Raw genomic sequence first — 22502 nt, forward strand, 5'->3', positions numbered from 1 at the left:
TTTTTGGAAAATAAATTTTTTTCATGGAAAAATTAATCCCTTTCACTATAAATGATTTAGCAAAAGTCACAAATCATAGAAGTGGTGAATTAAAGTTCGGAGAAAAAATGATTGTTATTCCGCCAGGAGCTGACAAAGTTAATTTTCTCAAAGAAAGCGAAGCAAAGTATGTACTTTTAGGAATTCCTGAAGATATTGGTGTGCGTGCCAATTATGGAAGACCTGGAGCTGCATCGGCATGGCAATCTGCCATAAAAAGCATTGCAAACATTCAGCATAATCGTTTTTGTAAAGGAAGCAACATTATTGTTTTAGGACAAATTAATGTTACAAATGAAATGCGCGAAGTAGAAAACCTTGATTTTAATGATATAGACGATCGTTCAAAATTAAGTCAGCTGGTTGAAAAAATAGACAAAGAAGTATCACATATCATTTTCACTATCATTAAAGCTGGAAAGACACCAATTATTATTGGTGGTGGGCACAATAATGCCTACGGAAATATTAAAGGCGCAGCTCTTGCAAAAGGAAAGCCTGTAAATGCTATTAATTTTGATGCACACTCTGATTTTAGAATTTTAGAAGGCCGTCATAGCGGAAATGGATTTTCGTACGCTTATGAAGAAGGTTTTTTAAAGAAATATTTCATTTTTGGACTTCATGAAAATTATACTTCAAAAAGCGTTCTAGACATTATAAAAAAACTGGAAGATCGCGTTCGCTATAATACTTACGACAGTGTCAATATTAGAAAAGAAAAAGATTTTAATCGCGAGATGATTACAGCTTTGGATTTTATTAAAAATGATTCTTTCGGAATTGAGATCGACCTTGATGCAATTCCAAACATTGCCAGCAGCGCCATGACCATAAGCGGTTTTTCTGTGGAAGAATTGAGACAATTTGTTTCTTTTTTCGGCGAACATAAAAACGCCACTTATTTGCATATTTGCGAAGGCGCACCAGACTTAGACAATTCTCCAAATAACAATTTAATAGGGAAATTAATTGGCTATTTAGTAACCGATTTCGTCAAGGCAAGCATCGAAAAAGACTGATTTAAAAGCGCATTCTAAATACAAAACAAATTGGTTTTGCCAAATAAAAGCCAATTCAAACAAACGATTGACTGAATAAACCTATCTTTGCACGTCATTTTAGAATTAAAACTAAAATAGTTAATCACCAAGATATGTTATTCGAAGATCTATCACTTTCAAAAAGTATACAAAAAGCCGTATTTGAAGAAGGCTATTTAAATCCGACTCCTATTCAGGAAAAAGCAATCCCTATTGTTTTAGAAGGTCGCGATTTAATTGGCTGTGCTCAAACAGGCACAGGAAAAACCGCAGCATTTGCCATTCCAATCATACATCAATTGCATCGCATTGTAGGTTCGTCAAAAAAAGCCAAACAAATTCGTGCGCTTGTAGTAACGCCTACAAGAGAACTTGCTGTTCAAATTGGACAAAGTTTTGACACTTATGCCAAATATACCAATTTAACACAGTTGACTATTTTTGGAGGAGTTTCTCAAAACCCTCAAGTAGATGCTTTAAAAAACGGAGTCGATGTTTTAATTGCCACTCCCGGACGTTTGCTTGACTTACATAAGCAAGGTTTTCTTGATTTAAATCACTTGCACACTTTAGTGCTGGATGAAGCCGATCAAATGCTGGATATGGGTTTTATAAACGATGTAAAAAAAATCGTTAAACTAACTCCAAAAAACAGACAAACCTTACTTTTCTCTGCGACAATGCCAATTGCGATTCGCGAGCTTGCAGAAATGTTTCTTCAAGATCCTGCAAAAGTTGAAGTTTCACCAGTCTCATCGACAGCTGAAAATGTTGAGCAACGCGTCTATTTTGTTGATAAGACAGAAAAAAGAAACTTATTATACACTTTAATTAAAGAAGAAAATTTATCAAACGTGCTTGTGTTTTCTAGAACAAAACATGGAGCTGACAATGTTGTAAAAGCACTTCGCAAAAAAGATATTCCTGCTGAAGCCATTCACGGAGACAAATCTCAAAATGCAAGGCAAAGAGTTCTTGACGCTTTTAAAAACAAAGAAGTTGGTGTTCTAGTTGCAACCGATATTGCTGCACGTGGAATTGATATTGAACAATTGCCATATGTAATCAATTTTGATTTACCGAATATTCCTGAAACTTATGTTCACCGTATTGGTCGTACAGGTCGTGCTGGAAATGGCGGAATAGCAATTTCTTTCTGCGGAAAAGATGAACTTCCTTATTGGAAAGACATCCAAAAACTGATTAAAGTTGACGTAAAAACAGTTGCCGATCATCCGTATCAATGGCATTCTGGAAGCCCAGAAGCTGGAGAAAAACCTAAAAACTCGAACAGAAGCGGTGGCGCTCATAAATCGAGAAAATCAACAAACGCTAAGAAAAATAAAAAACGCTGGTACTAAACAGCGTTTTTTTCGTTTATAAGAAAATTGATTATCTTGAATAATTTAACCGGTTCAAAAGGTTTAATGATTATATCATTCATTCCAGAAGAAATAGCTTCATCTGTAATTTCATCTTTATCAAAAGCAGTCAAGGCAACAATTGGAGTTTCAATACCTTGAAGACGTATTCTTTTCGTCGTTTCAAATCCATTCATTAAAGGCATATTGATATCCATTAAAATCAAATCAAACGTTTCGTCTTCTAAAATTTTAAGCGCTGCAAAACCATCATCAACTACTTTACAAGAATAATTATTCTTTTCGATAATCTTTTTCGTCACAAGCTGATTAATCAAGTTGTCTTCAACAACTAAAATTTTATAAACTTCGCTTGAAGTCAAGTCAACTTCAATTTCATCGATGATGCTTTTCGTTTTTGCTAAATCGTGCTCAAAGGCAATTGTAAACGAAAATGCAGTTCCTTTTCCAATATCACTATCCAAAGTAATGGTGCTTCCAAAAAGTCCAAGCAATCTTTTTACAATGCTAAGCCCTAAACCAGTACCTTGATAATCCTCATCTCGTCTACCAACTTGCACAAATTTTTCAAAAATCTTATTCTGATCTGCAACTGCAATTCCGATTCCGTCATCTTTAATTAAGAAATCTAAATAATACAGTTTTCCTTCTACTTTATTTAACTTTACATTAATTTCAACTTGTCCGTCTTTAGTAAATTTTAATGCATTACTTACCAAATTCATTAAAATCTGAGCTAGACGCAGTTTATCTCCAATTAAATATTCAGGAATATTTGAGTCGATATTGGTAGAAATTCTATTATTGTTCTTCTGCGAAAGAAAAGAAAGCGAATTTTTGATTACCGTAATTTCGTCAGAAATATTGAAAGTCAGGTTTTCAAGTACAATTTTATTCTCTTCAATTTTATTAATCTGCAGAATATCATTTACAAGAGACAGTAAATATCTGGCAGAAAATTTAAGCGAACTTAAATGCTGACTTCTTGAGATTTCTTTATGCTCTTCGAGCAGCATATTGGTAATTCCAACAACTCCATAAAGTGGCGTACGTAATTCGTGGCTTATAGTCGATATAAACTGAGTTTTGAGCAAAGAGGCTTCCTCTGCAATTTCTTTTGCTTTAAGAAGCTCTAAATTATGTTTTTTCTTGTATCTAATATTCTTTATTAACGTAATAATCAAAATTAAAAGGATAAGAGAAATCAAAATAAAAAGAATTACAATGATTTTTGATTTCCTTAAACTTTGAGATTGCTCTACTTTTTCTCCCTCAACTTTATCAATCTGTCTCTTATATTCGTCCAATTCTAGACTTAAACCAGCTTGAGAGGCCTTTTTAATTTTCTTAACATCATATAAATTATCTGAAATATCATAATGTTTAACAAGTGCATCGTACGCTTCTTTATGCCTGTTGGTTTTATTTAAAAAATGTGAATATTCTAAATAAGCACGTGACAAATCTATTTTCTCCTGACATTTTTTGCCTGATTCAATAGCACTCAAAAAATAAGCATTGGCTGCTTTATTATCATTTTTATAGCTAGAGTAAATACCATTTAACATGGCCACAATAACCTCTGTTGATTGGTCATTATACTTTACTTTAGTACTGTTTACATACTTCAAAAAGAGATATCCCTGATTGTAATTTCCAATATCAAAATAAGCCCATGCAATATTTACGTTTGTAAAATAAACCTCTTTTAAATCATTTATTTTCAAAGCATAAGCTACTGCCTTTTTATAACTACGAATTCCTTCATCAAATTGTTCTTTTCCAAAACAATACATGTTTCCCAAATTATTATAAAGGTTACATTTTAAGGAATCGTTAGTAGTTTTATTAGCATAATACAAACCTTTTTTATAGAAAAAAATGGCTTTATCATACTCTTCCAATTCGTTATAATTGGCAGCTATAATATTATAAGAACGAGCAGTAAGGCAATAATCTTTTATTGCCGTTGCAGCATTTAGAGCGACTCTGGAATAGATGAGTGATTTTTCGAAGTTGGATTCTCTAAAATTTAAAAGCGCTTTCTTCACATTCTTTTCAATTTTAGGATCGAGATTACAATTAGATTGCGCAATTGCTGAAATGGCAAAGCAATTCAGAATCAAAAATAGTAGTAAAAAAATCCGTCTGTGGGGCATTAATCGGCTAGTTTGATCAAATATACACTTTAAAATAAAAAAAAGCTGTATTTCATAAAAAAATACAGCTTGTCAAATACTATTTCAATAACTAAGAAAAAAATTAAATTCTCAGTTTTTCTATTTATTCTTTATCACTCTCCCATTGTCCAACAACAGAAGTTGCTAACGCATTTCCTAATACATTAGTTGCACTTCTAAACATATCGCAGAAATGATCAATAGGAAGAATTAATGCAATTCCTTCAATTGGAATATCAAACATACCGCACGTTGCAGCAACTACAACCAAACTTGCTCTTGGTACTCCCGCAATACCTTTGCTCGTAAGCATTAAAACTAAAAGCATTGCCATTTGTGTTCCTAAATCTAAATGCACATTGTAGAATTGAGCAATAAAAATACTCGCAAATGTCATGTACATCATACTTCCGTCAAGGTTAAACGAATATCCAAGAGGAAGCATAAAAGAAACAATTTTATCTTTTACACCAAAACCTTCTAATTCTTCAGTCAATTTTGGAAATACAGCTTCACTACTTGTTGTTCCAAAAGCAATTGCTAAAGGTCCTGTAATACGTCTTAACAGTTCGGTCATTCTTCCTTTAAGGAAAATATATCCTATGGCAATCAAAATAACCCACAAAGTACTGATACCAATTAAAAACGATCCGAAAAATTTAAAGTAAGTAATTACCAACTCTTCTGCATCACGTATAGCAAACACACCTGCAATAGCACCAAAAACTCCAATTGGCGCAAATTTCATTACGTAGTTTACCATTTTCAGAACGATATGAGAAAGTTTATCGAAAGCACCAATAATTGGCTTTACTGTATCTCCTAGAGAAGCTGCTGCCAGTCCGAAGAAAATAGAGAAAACTACAATCTGCAAAATCTCATTAGTCGCCATTGCTTCGATAATACTTTTTGGCACGATATGCTCAACAAAATTATCAAAAGACAGGTTTTGTGTTTTTCCTGTAACTTCAGAAGCCGCTGCCATATCAACATGCTCAAGTTTTAAACCAACTCCTGGCTGTAGAATATTTACATAAAACAATCCAATTAAAAGAGAAATAAACGAAGCTGTAAAAAACCATCCAATAGCTTTTCCTCCAATTCTTCCCACAGTTTTGATATCTCCCAATTTCGCAATCCCAACTACCAGAGTAGAAAAAACTAATGGAGAAATAATCATTTGCACCAAACGAATAAAGATAGTGGCTAACATTTTTATTTTCCCGCTAAACGCCTGTGCTGCTTCTGGCGAAATGGTATTGTGCAATATAATTCCTAAAATGGCTCCTAGAACCATTGCAATTATAATCTGCCCTGTTAATCCCGAAAGAAATGATGTTTTTTTAGTTTCTGTAACTTCTTGCATTAAATTATTTTTTGATTATTAAAATATAAGACCCTCACTGTCTTACCTTTTATTAATATGTTTTGTTGATTAAATAAAAATCTGCCAAAACAATTGCTGCCATCGCTTCTACGATTGGCACTGCGCGAGGCACTACACACGGATCATGACGTCCTTTTCCTGTCATTGGTGTAATGTTACCTTTATTATCTAAAGAATCCTGAGTCTGCATGATAGTTGCAACAGGTTTAAAAGCAACTCTGAAATAAATATCCATTCCGTTGCTGATACCACCTTGGATTCCACCAGAAAGATTTGTTTTTGTTGTTCCGTCTGCGTTATATAAATCGTTATGTTCGCTTCCTTTCATTTCAGAACCTGAAAAACCGCTTCCGTACTCAAAACCTTTTACTGCATTAATAGAAAGCATTGCTTTTCCTAATTCTGCATGAAGCTTATCAAATACTGGTTCTCCCAAGCCAACTGGAACATTCTGAATTACGCAAGTTACAACACCGCCAACAGTATCTCCCTGCTTACGAATATCACGAATATATTCTTCCATAATCGCTGCAGATTTTTCATCTGGACAACGCACTGGATTGCTTTCAATTTTAGAAAAATCCAATTCCTGATAAGGTGTATCTAAATGAATTGGACCAACAGAAGAAACATAAGCATTGATTTTGATTTCAGGCAACATTTGTTTTGCAATTGCACCTGCTACTACTCTACTTGCTGTTTCTCTGGCAGAACTTCTTCCGCCACCGCGATAATCTCGAAAACCATATTTCTGATCATAAACATAATCAGCGTGGCTTGGTCTGTAATTATCTTTTATATGAGAGTAATCGTCTGATTTTTGATTGGTATTTGGAATAATGAAACCAATTGGAGTTCCAGTTGTTTTTCCTTCAAATATTCCTGATAGAAACTGAACCGAGTCTGGCTCTTTTCTCTGTGTTACAATTGCTGACTGACCTGGCTTTCTGCGAGCCATATCTACTTCAATTGCTTCAAAATCTAATTGTATTCCTGGAGGGCATCCGTCGATAATTCCGCCTAAAGCTTCACCGTGAGATTCTCCAAATGTAGTTACTTTATATAGTGTGCCGAAGCTGTTTCCTGCCATTGTGTTTTGTTTTGAGCAAATGTAAGTTTTATGAATTAAATTAAAAAATTTAAAACTGGTATTATTAACGAAACATTAAATGGGATAAAAATCACAATTTGGTAAAATTATCCTCTTTTTAATAACCTTTTAATAAAGTCAGATTTCACAGACTTTCTTTCATTTGTAAAACTTCAAATCAAGAAAAAATTGAAAAAAAGAAATGTCGAATTGGTCATTCTTTCCGATGTCCATTTAGGAACTTACGGAAGTCACGCTAAAGAACTAAACAACTATCTTTCAAGCATTAAACCAAAAACTTTAGTTTTAAACGGCGATATAATTGATGCTTGGCAGTTTCGTAAGTCTTATTTTCCAAAAGCACACTTACGCGTTATTCAGCGTATTATCGGGATGGCTTCTAAAGGGACAAAAGTGTACTATATTACTGGAAATCACGATGAGATTCTTAGGAAATTCAGCGATATGAATATGGGAAATTTTGCTCTGGTTGATAAATTGGTTTTAGAATTAGATGATAAAAAAGCCTGGATTTTTCACGGAGATGTGTTCGATGCCTCAGTTCAGCATTCAAAATGGATTGCAAAACTGGGCGGATTGGGTTATGATTATTTAATCTTAATGAACCGATTTGTAAATTGGTGCTTATCAAAGTTAGGCCGCGAACCTTATTCTTTTTCCAAAAAAATAAAGGCAAGCGTTAAAAAAGCAGTAAAATTCATTTCAGATTTTGAAACTACTGCAACTGATCTTGCTATCGAAAAAAATTACGATTATGTGATCTGCGGTCACATTCATGAACCAAAAATCATGACTAAAGAAAACAAACACGGTTCTACTTTATATCTTAATTCTGGAGACTGGGTAGAAAATTTAACTGCTTTAGAATATCATAAAAAGCGATGGAAACTGTTTTCTTACAAGGCCAGCAATTTTGCAGAAGAAGAAAATCTCCTAGAAATGGAAGACATTCTTACTTCCCAGCTAATTTCATCAATAATACTAAAATAAAAGCCTTACAAAGAGCTTTTTAAGAATTTTAACTGTCAAAATTTAGAAAAATGTAAATTATGTAACAATTTTCAAAAATATTATACGTTTTGTATTTGACTGTAATAATACATTTGAAAAAATTTAATTTACCATTTTTATGAAAAAGATACTATTATCTGCCATTATGCTTCTTGGTTTAGCATTTACGGCTCAATCACAAGAAATTTCGAAACACGCTTTAGGATTACGTCTGGGAGACAATAACGGATTTGGGGGAGAAATATCATATCAATTAGGATTAAGTCAAAAAAACAGACTTGAATTCGATTTGGGATGGAGAAACAGCAGAGATGTAGATGCAATTAAAGGAGTTGCTCTTTATCAATGGGTTTGGAACATTGAAGGAGGATTTAACTGGTATGCTGGTGTCGGAGGAGGACTAGCTGCTTGGGATCACGATTACTACAACAATAATTACAGATATAATGATAGTGGAACTTATGTTTTTGCTGCTGGTGATATCGGTATTGAATATAGATTTAAAGAAGTGCCGCTTACTTTATCATTAGACGCAAGACCAGAAATTGGTTCAGGTTATTATGATGATGACAATTTCGGATTTGACGTTGGTTTAGGTGTCAAATTTAGATTCTAAATAAAAAATAATTGTAAGAAGAAGCCTGTCGTTTAAAGCGACAGGCTTTTTTTTTTATGGTTTTAAAAGAAAAAAAAGAGCTTCGACTCTGCTCAGCCTGACAAACTTTGGGATCGCTTCTTAAAAACAATCAATGTCAGACTGAGCGGAGTTTAAGCCTTACCTTTATAAATTTTATTTAATAATAATTTCTTTCTTAGAATGGATTTTTACAACCGTATAAGGATATGAAATCACCTGCAGGGTCATTGCATCTTTTGGAGGATTGTTTTCTTTTACAGTTATGATGATATTTTTATCTGTTTCTTCCACCTTTTCAACATCGATGGTATAACCGCTAGTGTTTTTCTCACCCATATTCAGAATCACATAATTATAATCTTGAACATCCGGATCTTTCATCTTATGAGCCAAATTCGGATCGTTTTCAAGCATTTTGATTTCATTTGGTTCCGTCAAAATTTCGAAAAATTTAATATTCCCACCACCGTCAGACTGTGTTGTCAAAACCTCATACAGCGATGCGTTTGAACTTTCAACCTTCTTCACTCCGCATGAAACCAAAACAAAAACCGCTAAAACAGAAATTACTTTTTTCATTTTTATCCTTTTAAATTAGTGTTTTTCCAATTTGTAATCATCAACGGCTTTTTGGTATAGAGCCTCATATTTAGGCAATATGTTTTTAATATCAAATTTTCTTGCCACTTCTAATGCATTAGCCTTAAACTGATTCAGAACGGCATCATCTTTCAGTATTTTCAAAGCATTTTGCGCCATTTCCTCAACATTTCCGACATTACTTAAATATCCAGAAAAACCATCAAAATTAACTTCAGGCAAACCTCCAGAATTACTTGAAATTACTGGAACGCCACAAGCCATTGCTTCTAAAGCTGCCAAACCAAAACTTTCGGTTTCTGAAGGAAGCAAAAATAAATCGGTCATGCATAAGATTTTATCAATCTCGTGACTATTCCCAAAGAAAATCACTTTGTCTAAAATCCCTAATTCCTGACATAACATTTCTGCTTTTTCTTTTTCAGGTCCATCACCAACCATCATCAGTTTAGCTGGAATTTCTTTCTGAACATTGTAGAAAATCTTAATGATGTCTGGAATACGTTTTACTTTTCTAAAATTACTGATATGGGTAATAATACGCTCATTTTCATTGGCCATTACATAACGATGGCAAGGCGCATTTGGGTCTTTCTTCACTTTATCCAACTCAATGAAGTTCGGAATTACTTTAATCTTATTCTTGATTTTGAATAATTTCAAAGTATCATCTTTCAAACTCTGAGAAACCGAAGTCACATAATCAGATTTATTGATACTAAAAGTCACCGCTGGTTTGTAAAACGGATGATTTCCAACCAGCGTAATATCAGTTCCGTGAAGTGTTGTAATCATCGGAAGATTTATTCCTTCATTTTTCAGCATTTGCTTTGCCATATAACCAGCATAAGCATGAGGAATAGCATAATGCACATGCAGAAGCTCTATTTTGTACAATTTCACCATATCGACCAACTTGCTCGATAAAGCCAATTCGTAAGGCTGATAATGAAATAAAGGATATTCCGGAACATTTACTTCGTGGTAATGAACATTCGGATTTAAAAGTGCCAATCTAACTGGCTGACTATATGTAATAAAATGTATTTCGTGTCCTCTTCTGGCTAATTCGAGACCTAACTCGGTGGCTACTACACCACTACCTCCAAAAGTAGGATAACAGACGATTGCTATTTTCATGGATTAAATTTAATTCTACGAAAATACTCAAAAATAGCGTTTAATTAACCGTTTAAATTGTTAGATTTTTGACAAAATTAGATTAACTCTGGTTGATAAATATTTTTAAAAATCACAATATTTCAACCAAACCTAACAGGTTTTAAAAACCTGTTAGGTTTCAAACTTGAAACTTGAAACATGAAACCATAAAAAAAGGCACAAAATCTATAATTTCATGCCTTTCAAATATACTTTAAATACTCTTAGAAAAATCTGCTGTGCCAGCTGTCAGCAGCGGGAACCTCCCAAGCTTCATTAAATTCTTCGATATTGGTAACCAAATTATTAAATACAATTGTATTTGCTGTTACCGCTTTATCCTTAACCATTTTCTTGAAATCAATTAATGGTTTGTGTGCAATATGCTCTCCAAGCTTAAAAGTAACATTCATTTTATCTAATAAATCAACGTCATATTTCTTTTCTAAACTTTGGATAAACTCAACCGAACTATCTATAGAACATCCTGTCGCAGCTTGAACATCTTGATTCACAGCTAAAATTATAAATCTGTTGTATTTCAACAAATAAGAAGCCTCAAGACTTGTGCCATGTGCAGCCCATTGTTCTACAAAAGCTTTTAAATCGGTTTCTATTTCAGAAAACTCTTCCTCAGAAAATTTTCTGTTAGACTGGTAAATCCAAACTCTAGATTCACCTGGTAAATTTTCAAAAGGTATATACATTTTAATTTTAGATTTTAGATTGTTGATTTTAGATTTTTAAGATTCAATCTTAGAACCTTAGCATCTTAGTAACTCAGATTACAAATCCTGCGCATTTGCTATTAATTCAGCAATGTCCAGAACTTTAACTTGGCCTTCTTTTTCTTTATTCTTAATTCCGTCTGTCAACATCGTGTTACAGAATGGGCAACCAGCAGCAATAATATCTGGCTGGGTTTCTAAAGCATCTTCTGTACGAAGAACGTTTACTTCTTTGTTTCCAGGTTCAGCATCTTTAAACATTTGTGCTCCTCCTGCTCCACAGCATAATCCTTTTGCTTTAGAACGCTTCATTTCGACTAATTCAACGTCTAATTTCTGAATTAAATCTCTTGGCGCTTCGTAAACTTTATTTGCTCTTCCTAAATAACAAGGATCATGGAAAGTAATTTTTTTCCCTTTAAACTGTCCGCCTTCAACAGTTAATCTTCCATCATCAATTAATGATTTCAAAAATTCTGTATGATGAATAACTTCATAGTTCCCACCTAATTCAGGATATTCATTTTTTAAAGTATTAAAACAATGCGGACAAGCTGTAACAATTTTTTTTGCTTCATAAGCATTCAAAACCTCGATATTCATCATGGCTTGCATTTGAAACAAAAATTCATTTCCCGCTCTCTTTGCAGGATCACCAGTACAACTCTCTTCTGTACCCAAAACTGCAAAAGAAACATTGGTACGATTTAAAATTCGCACAAACGCTTTGGTAATTTTTTTTGCTCTATCATCAAAACTTCCTGCGCAACCTACCCAAAACAAAACTTCTGGCTGTTTTCCTTCGGCAAGCATTTCTGCCATTGTTGGTACTACTAAATTTTCTGACATCTCTTTTTGTTTAATCGTTGATTTGTTTAATTGTTTAATCGGCAGTTGATCGAATCCTAAGTACGATTAAACGAATTGACGATTAACCGATTAAACTATATTTTTAATTTTCGTTTTTCCAATTTAAACGGTCTTGCTGGCTGTATTGCCAAGGCGCACCATTGTTTTCAATATTAGTCATCATCGCGTTTAATGACATTGGAGCAGCACTTTGCTCCATAACCAAATAACGGCGCATATCCATAATAATAGACAACGGACTGATATTTACTGGACATTCTTCAACACAAGCATTACAAGACGTACAAGCCCACAATTCTTCTGGTGTGATATAATCGTTTAGTAAAGTTTTGTTGTCTGGAACAAAAACACCTTTATTAGCATCGATATTTTTACCAACTTCTGTCAAACGATCTCTTGTGTCCATCATAATTTTACGAGGAGACAATTTTTTACCTGTTTGATTTGCTGGACAAGAAGAAGTACAACGTCCGCATTCTGTACAAGTATAGGCATTCAACAGCTGAACCCAATTTAAATCCTGAACATCACTTGCGCCAAATTTAGCCGGATGTGCATTTTCATCAGCTGGAGCTGCCGCAAACGGATCTGCATTTGGATCCATCATTAATTTTACTTCTTTCGTAACTGAAGCTAAATTATCAAACTGCCCTTCTGGTTTTAAGTTTGCAAAATACGTATTCGGGAATGCCAAAAGAATGTGCAAATGTTTTGAAAAGTATAAATAGTTCATGAAAACTAAAATACCTGCAATGTGCAGCCACCAGAAAACCTCAAATAACAATCCAACTGTTTCATTAGAAGTTCCATTAAAAATCGGCGCTATAAATTGGCTTATTGGGTAACTTCCTGCTTTATGAAAATGAGAATATCCCCCAGGCACATTTTGCAAATGATAATCAGAAGCATTCATCAATAAAAACAAAATCATTAAAACCGTTTCAAAATACAGAATGTAATTAGCATCACTTTTAGGGAAACCAGTTAAATCTGAATGAATAAAACGTTTTAATCGAATAAAGTTTCTTCTAAGCCAAAAAACAGTAACAGCAAAGATTACCAGAATAGCTAAAATTTCGAATGAACCAATTAGAACATCATAAACTACACCTAAGTAAGGCGCAAAAATTCTATGCGTTCCAAATAACCCATCAATGATGATTTCGAGTAATTCGATATTAATAATAATGAAACCTACATATACAATAATATGAAGGATTCCAGCAACAGGGCGTCTCACCATTTTTGACTGCCCAAGAGCAATCAATGCCATGTTTTTCCAACGAGCTTTAGGATTATCTTTTCGATCTACATCGACTCCCAGATTAATATTTCGGATGATTTTTTTTACGCTCGCTGCAAAAAAACCGAAACCTGCTATAAGAAGTACTGCGAATAAAATATTATCTAAATAACTCATTTATCATTATTTTTTATCGGTTGAGTTTGTTTCTTCAGTTGGTGCTACGTATGGTTTATTTTTCTTTCCGAAAAGAGAAACGTTTACGTAACGAGTTGGATAAAGGCGAAGATCTTGCAATAACAGTTCAAGTTCTTTCGAAGTTTTAGTCAGGTTGTTATACAAAGCCTCATCGTTAAGTATTTTTCCTGCTGTACCTTTTCCAGAGTTCAGATTGCTCATTAAAACATCTACTTTAGCTAAGGTCTGGTTCAAATTACGCACGGTTTTACCTAAATCTGCTTTATTTAATGAATCTGAAATTTTATTGAAATTACCAGACATCTTATTAAAGTTTGTAACCATTCCGTTAATCTGTCCTTTATTGGTATCCAAAATATTGTTTAGACTTCCTGAAGCTTTATGAAACTGTGTCATTGTCTGACTTAGTTCAGCAATTGTTTTCTTTAGATTTTCTTGAGTATTTTTATCTAAAGTATTGTTTAATCCTGTAACCAAATTATCAATATTCACAAGCATTTTATCAAGCTTCTGCTGAATTGGCTCAATTTTTCCGCCTAATGATTCTGTTAATCCTAATTCAACAGACGAAACTAATTTCTGTCCGTCTTCTGCCAATTCTTTATCAGCAAAATTTGGAATAATTTTAATTTGTTTCCCTCCAATTAAACTCGGAGTATAAATTGATGCTGTACTCGTTTTAGAAATTGGAAAATCTGTTTTAAGCTGAAGCTCAACCAATAATTTACCTGTAACTTCATCAATTGTAATTTTATTTACTTTACCAATCGCAAGTCCGTTAAGCGTTACTGGCGCTGAAGGCGATAAATCTTCAACATTATCATACTCAGCATATAATATTGTATAATTAGTAAAAAGGTCTCTTCCCTTTAAAAAACTATATCCCCAGATAAATAGTAGAATGGATGCGATGACTAAAATAGCCGTTTTAATTTCTCTTGTTAGTTTCAAAATTCTAAGTGTTTGTACAAAATTAATATAAATATTCGAACTTGCGCTTATTATTTAATTGCGTCCTGAATACTGATTTTTTCGCCATCTTTAGTTGCCACCAAAAATGCAGCGCCATATCCTTTACTTTTAGCTTCTTGCAAATATTTTTGCGCCGTTTCGTAACTTGAAGTTTCCTCGTAGAAATATTTATAAATATTATTTTCGTATACCATCGTAACATTTTTAAGCCCTTTGAAATTTTTAGGTTCTAAAGGTGTTTTTTTGATGCTTGCAATAAGCTGCACTTTAAAAAAAGTTCCTTTTGGCGCATTTTTAACAGCAGCAACTGGAGTATTTGTTTTTGGTTTTGCCTTAGTTGAAGTATCTCTTATGGGCCGACTGTCCTCTGACTCAGTTCCTGAACCAAAGTATTCTCTTTTATAACTTAAAATAGCTTCTGCAATTGCTCTCGCAATATCGTCCTGCCCTTCTTCTGAATTTAAAATATTTCCTTCTGTCGGATTAGAAACAAATCCTGTTTCAACCAAAACTCTAGGCATATAGGCTTTATGAAGCACCATAAAAGGCGCTTGTTTTACACCTCCATGACGAAGTTTTTTTCCTAGTTTTTCAAAGTTTTCTTCAATTTTAGTTGCCAGCGTAATACTATTATCTAAATATTCTTCTTGCATCAAGGTCATACCAATCATAGATTCTGGCGAATTAGGGTCGTAACCTTCATATTTACGTTTGTAGTCTTTCTCTAATGTAATTACGGAGTTCTCTTTTTTCGCAGCTTCAAGGTTTGATGCAACTTTACTTAAACCCATTACATAAGTTTCAGTTCCGTCGGCCGCTGTATTTTTATTGGCGTTGCAGTGAATTGAGACGAAAATATTCGAATTTGCTCTGTTTGCAATATTTGCTCTTTCGACCAAATCAACAAAAACATCTGTTTTACGAGTATAAATTACATTAACATTTGGATTTAGCTCTAAGATCTTCCCCACTTTCAAAACAATAGCTAAAGCAATATTTTTCTCGATTCGTCCGCTGTAAACAGCCCCAAAGTCATGATCTCCATGTCCAGCGTCAAGTGTTACCTTAAACACATTTGACTGACTTTGAGCACAAAAGGACGATATAGTTAGAAATAAAGTAAATATTACCTTAAATTTGTTAATTCTATTCATAAATCTAAAAGTTAATTTTAATAAAACGCAGCTGTTATAATTTTTAGAATTGATTATTTTTGCCAAAAAATTATATGTAAGTTTGACGTGTCAAAAAACAAGCCATAATTTTACAAAAATAGCATTTAAACCTTTGCATACAAACTTATTTAATATCGTTTTAATATCATTTTTCCTAACTATAGGTTGTGGTAATTTATACTCGCAAGAAATAAAAAATAAAAAAAAGCCTTTACCTGCTGTAAAACAAACAGATAAAGAAAACACTGCGATTACAGATACCATCAAACTAGATACTGTTAAACCAAAAAAGACTTTTTTGGACGGAAAAGTTAGATATAAAGCCAAAGATTATGCTAAAATTGATCAGAAAAAAAAGCTGATCACTTTATACAATGAAGCAGAATTATACTACAAAGATGTAGAATTAAAATCAGGTATCATTGTACTTAATTATGAAAAAGATGAAGTTTATGCAGGAAGAATTAAAGATTCTGCTGGCGTTTTAACCCAATACCCTAATTTCAAACAGGGATCAAGTGAAGTACAGCCTGATTCTATTCGTTTTAATTTTAAAACAAAAAAAGCTTTAATTTACAATTCAAGAACAAAACAAGGTGAATTAAACATTAAAGCCTCTGTTACTAAAAAAGAAAACGATTCTGTATACTTTTTAAAAGGAGCACGTATTACAACGGCTCAAGACATTGACAATCCTGAATACTACTTTCAAACCAGCAGAATTAAGTTTGTTCCAGGTAAAAAAATCGTTGCAGGCTTAACACAATTAGTAATTGCTGATGTTCCTACTCCACTTGCATTGCCTTACGGTTTTTTCCCTTTAAGTAAAGAAAAAAGCGTATCAGGTATTATCATTCCAAGTTATAACGATTCTAACACAAGAGGTTTTTCATTGCAAAATGGAGGTTATTATTTTGCTCTTAGCGACAATTATGACTTAACCGTACTTGGAGATTATTACACCAACGGTAGTTACGCCATGCGATTCGAATCGGCATATGCAAAGCGATATAAATTTAGAGGAAATGTCAATATCCGTTTTGAGAATCTAATCAACAGTGAACGAGGTTATCCTGATTACTCAAAACAAAGCATTTACAATATTCAGTGGTCGCATTCTAAAGACACCAAATCAAATCCGAATTCAACCTTTTCTGCTTCTGTCAACATGGGTAGCAGTAAGTACTTTAAACAGTCTATCAACCAAGCTAATATTGGCTCAAACTTAAACAACACATTAAGCTCTTCTATTTCCTACAATAAAACTTTTAACACTATTCCTGGCTCCCGTATTTCATTATCTGCAACTCACAGTCAGAACACCCAAACAGAAGACATTATTATGACGCTTCCGTCTTTACAAGGAAGTATTGACCGTGTATATCCGTTTGTTGGTAAGAATGGTGTAAAAAAAGGGTTAATAAAGAACATCAACTTACAATATAATGTAAGCGGTAAAAACTATTTCAAAACAAAAGATTCACTGTTTTTCAAACCTCAGATGTTTGATGATGCTCAATTAGGTTTACAACAGACCATTCCGTTGAGCACCAATTTTAAGATTTTTAAATATTTTAGTGCTGGAGCTTCTACAACTTATCAGGAAACATGGGTTAACAAAACCATACAGAAAGTTTACGATCCTGCCGCTGGACAAACGGTTAACAAAACTGTTAATGGTTTTGATGCATTCAGAACTTATAATTTCAGCACCAATTTAGGAACTACTATTTATGGTACTTTTAATTTTGGAGACGATAAAAGAATTCAATCTATTCGACACGTCATGCGTCCTAGCATAACGTATGCTTATACGCCAAGTTTTGAGAAATACTATGACACTTATGCTGTTGATGCTTCTGGAAGAATTACATCTGAGTATACCAGATTCGAAAATGGATTATACGGTGCCCCAGGAAAAGAAAATTCTAACATCGTTGGTTTTGCTTTGAGCAACACATTTGAAGCCAAAGTAAGAGACCGTGACAGCACAAAAACAGAGCCTAAAAAAATAATGCTGTTGAATAACTTAAACTTCAGTACAAGCTATAATTTCAATGCTGACGGAAAAACAACATTTGGATGGCAACCTGTATTAGTTAGTGGTGGAACTCAGTTTTTTGACAATAAAATGAATATGAATTTTGGTGCAACATTAGATCCTTATGCGATTGATAATGGAGGGAACAAAATTGACAAATTCAATATTGACAATGGAGGAAGTTTATTCAGAATGACAAGCGCAAACGTAACTGTAAACTATTCATTCTCAAATAAAGGAACTGGAAAAGAAAAAGACAAAAATACACAGAGCCAACGGAACGGTGGACGTAGCGATGATTTGTTTGGTACGAATACAGACTTAAATGACAGCCGTAACAGCCAATTTGCGAATGAACCTGAGAAGGAGGATGTTATTACAGAATTCTTTAATTCTAAAGTTCCGTGGGACATGACACTTGCATATTCGCTAACATATTCAAATATAAAAAGAGAGAGCACTATTTCTGGAAACTCTATCATGGTTTCTATTAATACAGACCTTACTCCTAAATGGAAAGCCGGAGTTTCGACTGGTTACGATTTTGTACAAAAAGGAGTTACCTTTACACAATTTCGTTTTGAAAGAGACTTATTAAGCTGGAGAATGGCCTTTAACTGGCAACCTTTAGGAACAAATTCTAACTGGAACTTCTTCATCGGAATTAAATCTGGTATGCTTAGCGATATCAAATGGAACAAACGTAGCGTTTCAAATAGATAAACTACTTTCGAATCAAAATAATTTCATTATGAAAAAAATCATTTTTACCGAGAAAGCTCCGGCTCCAATCGGGCCTTATAATCAAGCTGTTTTATCTGGAAACACACTTTATGCTTCTGGACAGATTGCAATCAATCCTGAGTCAGGAGAATTGATTACAGACAATATTAATGATGAAACTACTCAAGTTATGAAAAACATTGCTGCTATACTTGAAGCAGCTAACATGACTTTTGAAAATGTTGTAAAGTCAACTATTTTCATCATGGACATGAACAACTTTGGAGCAATAAATACCGTTTACGGTTCTTATTTTAACGAAAAAACCGCTCCAGCTCGTGAAACGGTTCAAGTGGCTTGTCTGCCAAAAAATGTTAATGTAGAAATTTCTATAATTGCAGTGCAATAGCATCTAATAATAATTGTGCCGTTGCTTCATTGGTTGCCAGCGGCACATTATGCACATCGCAAACGCGAATTAGCATATTGATATCTGCTTCATGCGGATGACTTGACAGAGGATCTTTAAAAAAGAAAACCATCTGCGTAATTCCTTCCGCTACTCTTCCTGCAATTTGCGCATCTCCGCCGAGCGGACCAGAAAGCATTCTCTGAGTTTTAAATCCAGCAGCTTCTGCTTTTCCTCCCGTAGTACCAGTACCAATTAGCCTTATTTTTTCATTGTGCAAAACAGCTTCATTTTTGATTAAGAAATCAATCAAATCTGCTTTTTTTCCATCATGAGCAATAATGGCAATTTCCATAAAACCAGAACTATTGATTAGCGACATGGTAAGCAATTAATCCATCAATAGGTCTTCTTAAAACATTCCCTAATTGAAGTTCATATTTGTTAAATGTCTCTTGTAATTCATCTTTCAAATAAAACGCAATAGATCCAACAAAATGCACTGGAACTTCTTTGCAATTATCAAATTGCTTGATGTAATTTTTAACGAAAGACTTCATTCCTTTGAAAATGATTTTTCTGCAGAACTCTGTATCTTTATGCTTAATCAAGAATTTAGCGTAAGTTGCTAAATAAGCGTTTGGGTTTGGTTCTTTATATAATTTATTTTTAATAAAATCTGGATCAACGTCGTACTCTTTTTCAAGTTCAACAGCCAATTCTTTAGGCATTTTATTAAAATAGTATTTTCTAATTAATTCTTTTCCAAAAACATTACCACTACAATCATCCATAACAATGTATCCTAATGATTGTACTTTTTGATGCAATGTTTTTCCATCAAAATAACTGCAGTTTGATCCTGTTCCTAAGATGCAAACAATAGCTTCTTCTCCTTTTGGAGTTGTTGCATAAACTGCAGCATAGGTATCTTCTTGAACATCTACAATTGCGTTAGAAAAATATTCTTGAAAAATTCTTTTCAACCACTCTTTCATTCTATCTGTACCACAACCGGCACCATAAAAGAATAAATGCGTAGCATTTTTTTTATTTTGTAAGATATCAAAACGGTCATTTAATCTTTCAATGATTTCTGGCTCGTCTAGAATTTCAGGATTTAATCCTAAAGTTTGTGTTGTGAATAATACTTTTCCATTATCATCTATCGCAATCCAATCGGCTTTAGTAGATCCACTGTCAACTATTAATTTCATTTGTTTAGTTTTTGGAATTAGGTTTTTCTATTTTTAATTTAAAAGTGTATTTTTTACATTAATTATAGAGGTAACAAAATAAGAAAATCCCGTTATTGTAAAGTAACGGGATTTTGCAAAAATATATATTATTATTTTAAACCTGCAATATGTACAGATAAATCAATTAATTTGCTTGAGTATCCGTACTCATTGTCATACCAAGATACTAATTTGAAGAAAGTAGAATTTAATCCGATTCCTGCACCAGCATCAACGATTGAAGTTCTTTTATCTGAGATGAAATCTTGAGATACAACTGCATCTTCAGTATATCCTAAGATACCTTTCATTTCATTTTCAGAAGCTTTTTTCAATACAGCTAAGATTTCTTCGTAAGTAGTTTCTTTAGCAACTTTTACAGTTAAATCTACTACAGAAACGTCAGCAGTAGGAACACGGAAAGACATTCCAGTTAATTTTCCATTCAAAGATGGGATAACTTTTCCAACCGCTTTAGCAGCACCTGTTGAAGAAGGAATGATGTTGATTGCAGCAGCACGTCCACCTCTCCAGTCTTTTCTAGAAGGTCCATCAGCTGTCATTTGAGTTGAAGTAGTTGCGTGAACAGTTGTCATTAAACCTTCAACAATTTCGAAATTATCGTGGATAACTTTAGCTAAAGGAGCTAAACAGTTTGTAGTACAAGAAGCGTTAGAAACAACTAAATCAGAAGCTTTTGCAGTTTCATGGTTCACTCCCATTACAAACATTGGAGCATCAGCAGAAGGAGCAGAAATGATTACTTTTTTAGCTCCACCTTTTAAGTGCTCACTTGCAGTTTCGATAGTAGTGAAGATACCAGTACATTCAGCAACAACATCTACATCAACTTCGTTCCATTTTAAGTCAGCTGGATTTCTTTCAGCAGAGATACGGATATTTCTTCCGTTTACATATAATTTTCCTTCTTTAACTTCTACAGTTCCGTTGAAACGACCGTGAACTGAATCATATTTTAATAAATAAGCTAAGTGATCTACGTCTAACAAGTCGTTGATTGCAACAACTTCTACATTATCTCTATTGAAAGACTCTCTAAAAACGATTCTTCCGATACGTCCAAATCCGTTTATTCCTAATTTTACTTTTGACATTTTACTAAATTTTTTGCTTTTGTTTTTATTACACTATTTCAAAGTCTAATTTCCTCACAATAAACTTCTTTTCTTTTTTAAACTTTTTATATTGATTATGTAGACATTATGTCTGACACTCTTAATAATTCTCTATCAATTTCTGATTTTCCTTTGATAGCTTGCTCAAGTGGAGTTAGAACCACTTTATCTTCACGAAGTCCAACCATGTAATTAGATTTTCCTTCAATTAAAGATTCTACTGCTTTTACTCCTAAACGGCTTGCTAAAACACGGTCAAAACAAGACGGAGAACCACCACGCTGCATATGTCCTAAAACAGAAACTCTTACGTCGTATTCAGGAAGGTTGGCTTCAACATAATCTTTTAATTCGAATACATTTTTACCAATTTTATCTCCCTCAGCAATAACCACTATACTTGATGATTTTCCTGATGCTTTACTTTTTTGAAGTGAATCTAAAAGGCGATCTAAACCTAGATCTTCCTCAGGAATAAGGATTTCTTCTGCCCCTGCACCAATACCTGCATTAAGAGCAATATGACCAGCATCTCTACCCATAACCTCTACAAAGAAAAGACGGTTATGAGAACTCGCTGTATCTCTAATTTTATCGATACAGTCTACAACAGTATTTAAAGCTGTGTCATACCCTAAAGTAAAACTTGTACCATAAATATCATTATCAATTGTACCCGGAATTCCCATTACCGGGAAACCAAATTCTGAATTAAAAATTAATCCTCCGGTAAAACTTCCGTCACCACCAATAACAACCAAAGCATCGACACCAGCCTTAACAAGATTCTCGTGTGCTTTCTTCCTTCCTTCAGGGGTTCTAAACTCAACTGAACGAGCCGATTTTAAGATCGTTCCACCTTTGTTTACAATATTATTTACGCTACGTGGTCCCATCTCTTTGAAGTCACCCTCAATCATTCCCTGGTACCCTCTATAAATTCCTATGCATTCTATATTATGATATGCGCAAGTTCGAACAACTGATCGTATTGCAGCATTCATTCCAGGTGAATCTCCTCCTGAGGTAAGAACACCTACTTTTTTTATTGTTTTTGGCATTATTTAAGTATTAAAGTGTAAAATTAGCAAACATTCAGCACTTTTCGGGTTACGATTATCATAAATTAATAAAATCTGTTAAATTCAAACGTTTTCGTTAATAAGTTTTTTCTAGGAAAAAATTTCATTAAAAATAATAAAACGCTATTTTTTTAAT

The 22502-nt window shown here is 33.6% G+C and carries 20 protein-coding genes; 6 read left to right on the forward strand and 14 right to left on the reverse strand.

Going from position 1 to position 22502, the window contains the following annotated elements:
* Nucleotides 1-23: 23 nt before the first annotated feature.
* Together ACNRYB_RS20170 and ACNRYB_RS20175 are read left to right on the forward strand one after the other, a co-directional pair.
* Complete coding sequence (locus tag ACNRYB_RS20170) at nt 24-1061, forward strand: formimidoylglutamase (protein ID WP_473728498.1); 1038 nt, start codon at nt 24-26, stop codon at nt 1059-1061.
* Nucleotides 1062-1195: 134 nt separating this feature from the next.
* Nucleotides 1196-2443, forward strand: a complete 1248-nt coding sequence (locus tag ACNRYB_RS20175; protein ID WP_129745729.1) for a DEAD/DEAH box helicase — start codon at nt 1196-1198, stop codon at nt 2441-2443.
* On the opposite strand, the gene ACNRYB_RS20180 is transcribed toward ACNRYB_RS20175, so the two are convergent.
* From ACNRYB_RS20180 to aroC, 3 genes are all read right to left on the reverse strand, one after another.
* Nucleotides 2440-4515: a response regulator gene (locus tag ACNRYB_RS20180; RefSeq protein ID WP_473728499.1), complete on the reverse strand. Its 2076-nt coding sequence runs from the start codon at nt 4513-4515 to the stop codon at nt 2440-2442. The genes ACNRYB_RS20175 and ACNRYB_RS20180 overlap by 4 nt on opposite strands.
* A gap of 232 nt (nt 4516-4747) precedes the next feature.
* Entirely contained in the window at nt 4748-6010 is a 1263-nt protein-coding gene (locus ACNRYB_RS20185) for a dicarboxylate/amino acid:cation symporter (protein ID WP_129745727.1), read from the reverse strand.
* Between the two features lie 52 nt (nt 6011-6062).
* Nucleotides 6063-7121: a chorismate synthase gene (aroC, locus tag ACNRYB_RS20190; RefSeq protein ID WP_473728500.1), complete on the reverse strand. Its 1059-nt coding sequence runs from the start codon at nt 7119-7121 to the stop codon at nt 6063-6065.
* 189 nt (nt 7122-7310) lie between these two features.
* Here aroC and ACNRYB_RS20195 point away from each other — a divergent pair, with 189 nt between their 5' ends.
* Both ACNRYB_RS20195 and ACNRYB_RS20200 read left to right on the forward strand, forming a co-directional pair.
* Nucleotides 7311-8132 carry a UDP-2,3-diacylglucosamine diphosphatase gene (locus ACNRYB_RS20195; RefSeq protein WP_129745725.1) on the forward strand — a complete coding sequence of 274 codons (822 nt, stop codon included), beginning with the start codon at nt 7311-7313 and terminating at the stop codon, nt 8130-8132.
* 139 nt (nt 8133-8271) lie between these two features.
* Entirely contained in the window at nt 8272-8769 is a 498-nt protein-coding gene (locus ACNRYB_RS20200; protein WP_129745724.1) for a hypothetical protein, read from the forward strand.
* Nucleotides 8770-8943: 174 nt separating this feature from the next.
* On the opposite strand, the gene ACNRYB_RS20205 is transcribed toward ACNRYB_RS20200, so the two are convergent.
* The 7 genes from ACNRYB_RS20205 to ACNRYB_RS20235 form a co-directional block, all read right to left on the reverse strand.
* Nucleotides 8944-9369 carry a protease complex subunit PrcB family protein gene (locus ACNRYB_RS20205; RefSeq protein ID WP_343707114.1) on the reverse strand — a complete coding sequence of 142 codons (426 nt, stop codon included), beginning with the start codon at nt 9367-9369 and terminating at the stop codon, nt 8944-8946.
* 15 nt (nt 9370-9384) lie between these two features.
* On the reverse strand, nt 9385-10530 hold the full coding sequence (bshA, locus tag ACNRYB_RS20210) for an N-acetyl-alpha-D-glucosaminyl L-malate synthase BshA (protein ID WP_129745722.1): 1146 nt from the start codon (nt 10528-10530) through the stop codon (nt 9385-9387).
* Between the two features lie 245 nt (nt 10531-10775).
* Nucleotides 10776-11258: an ABC transporter ATPase gene (locus ACNRYB_RS20215; protein ID WP_111365999.1), complete on the reverse strand. Its 483-nt coding sequence runs from the start codon at nt 11256-11258 to the stop codon at nt 10776-10778.
* A 78-nt stretch (nt 11259-11336) separates the two neighbouring features.
* The gene (locus ACNRYB_RS20220; protein ID WP_473728501.1) at nt 11337-12128 is read right to left on the reverse strand and encodes a (Fe-S)-binding protein; all 792 of its coding nucleotides are present in this window, start codon (nt 12126-12128) and stop codon (nt 11337-11339) included.
* A gap of 103 nt (nt 12129-12231) precedes the next feature.
* Nucleotides 12232-13569: a 4Fe-4S dicluster domain-containing protein gene (locus ACNRYB_RS20225; RefSeq protein WP_129745720.1), complete on the reverse strand. Its 1338-nt coding sequence runs from the start codon at nt 13567-13569 to the stop codon at nt 12232-12234.
* Between the two features lie 6 nt (nt 13570-13575).
* A complete protein-coding gene (locus ACNRYB_RS20230) occupies nt 13576-14541 on the reverse strand; it encodes an MlaD family protein (RefSeq protein ID WP_129745719.1) in 966 nt (321 codons plus the stop codon).
* 50 nt (nt 14542-14591) lie between these two features.
* Complete coding sequence (locus ACNRYB_RS20235; RefSeq protein ID WP_129745718.1) at nt 14592-15716, reverse strand: N-acetylmuramoyl-L-alanine amidase family protein; 1125 nt, start codon at nt 15714-15716, stop codon at nt 14592-14594.
* 82 nt (nt 15717-15798) lie between these two features.
* On the opposite strand from ACNRYB_RS20235, the gene ACNRYB_RS20240 reads away from it, so the two are divergent.
* Nucleotides 15799-18501 carry a putative LPS assembly protein LptD gene (locus ACNRYB_RS20240; RefSeq protein WP_165352392.1) on the forward strand — a complete coding sequence of 901 codons (2703 nt, stop codon included), beginning with the start codon at nt 15799-15801 and terminating at the stop codon, nt 18499-18501.
* Between the two features lie 28 nt (nt 18502-18529).
* Complete coding sequence (locus ACNRYB_RS20245; RefSeq protein ID WP_129745716.1) at nt 18530-18910, forward strand: RidA family protein; 381 nt, start codon at nt 18530-18532, stop codon at nt 18908-18910.
* On the opposite strand, the gene ACNRYB_RS20250 is transcribed toward ACNRYB_RS20245, so the two are convergent.
* The 4 genes from ACNRYB_RS20250 to pfkA all read right to left on the reverse strand — a co-directional run bounded on the left by ACNRYB_RS20250 (nt 18891) and on the right by pfkA (nt 22345).
* Entirely contained in the window at nt 18891-19265 is a 375-nt protein-coding gene (locus ACNRYB_RS20250) for a methylglyoxal synthase (RefSeq protein WP_053470300.1), read from the reverse strand. The genes ACNRYB_RS20245 and ACNRYB_RS20250 overlap by 20 nt on opposite strands.
* Before the next feature lie 10 nt (nt 19266-19275).
* Nucleotides 19276-20127 carry an N-acetylglucosamine kinase-like protein gene (locus tag ACNRYB_RS20255; protein ID WP_008468817.1) on the reverse strand — a complete coding sequence of 284 codons (852 nt, stop codon included), beginning with the start codon at nt 20125-20127 and terminating at the stop codon, nt 19276-19278.
* 131 nt (nt 20128-20258) lie between these two features.
* Nucleotides 20259-21263, reverse strand: coding sequence for a type I glyceraldehyde-3-phosphate dehydrogenase (gene gap / locus ACNRYB_RS20260; protein ID WP_008468814.1), 1005 nt, complete (start codon nt 21261-21263; stop codon nt 20259-20261).
* 95 nt (nt 21264-21358) lie between these two features.
* On the reverse strand, nt 21359-22345 hold the full coding sequence (gene pfkA / locus ACNRYB_RS20265) for a 6-phosphofructokinase (RefSeq protein ID WP_008468812.1): 987 nt from the start codon (nt 22343-22345) through the stop codon (nt 21359-21361).
* Nucleotides 22346-22502: the final 157 nt, after the last annotated feature.

Source organism: Flavobacterium sp. CR10 (genome assembly GCF_055814415.1).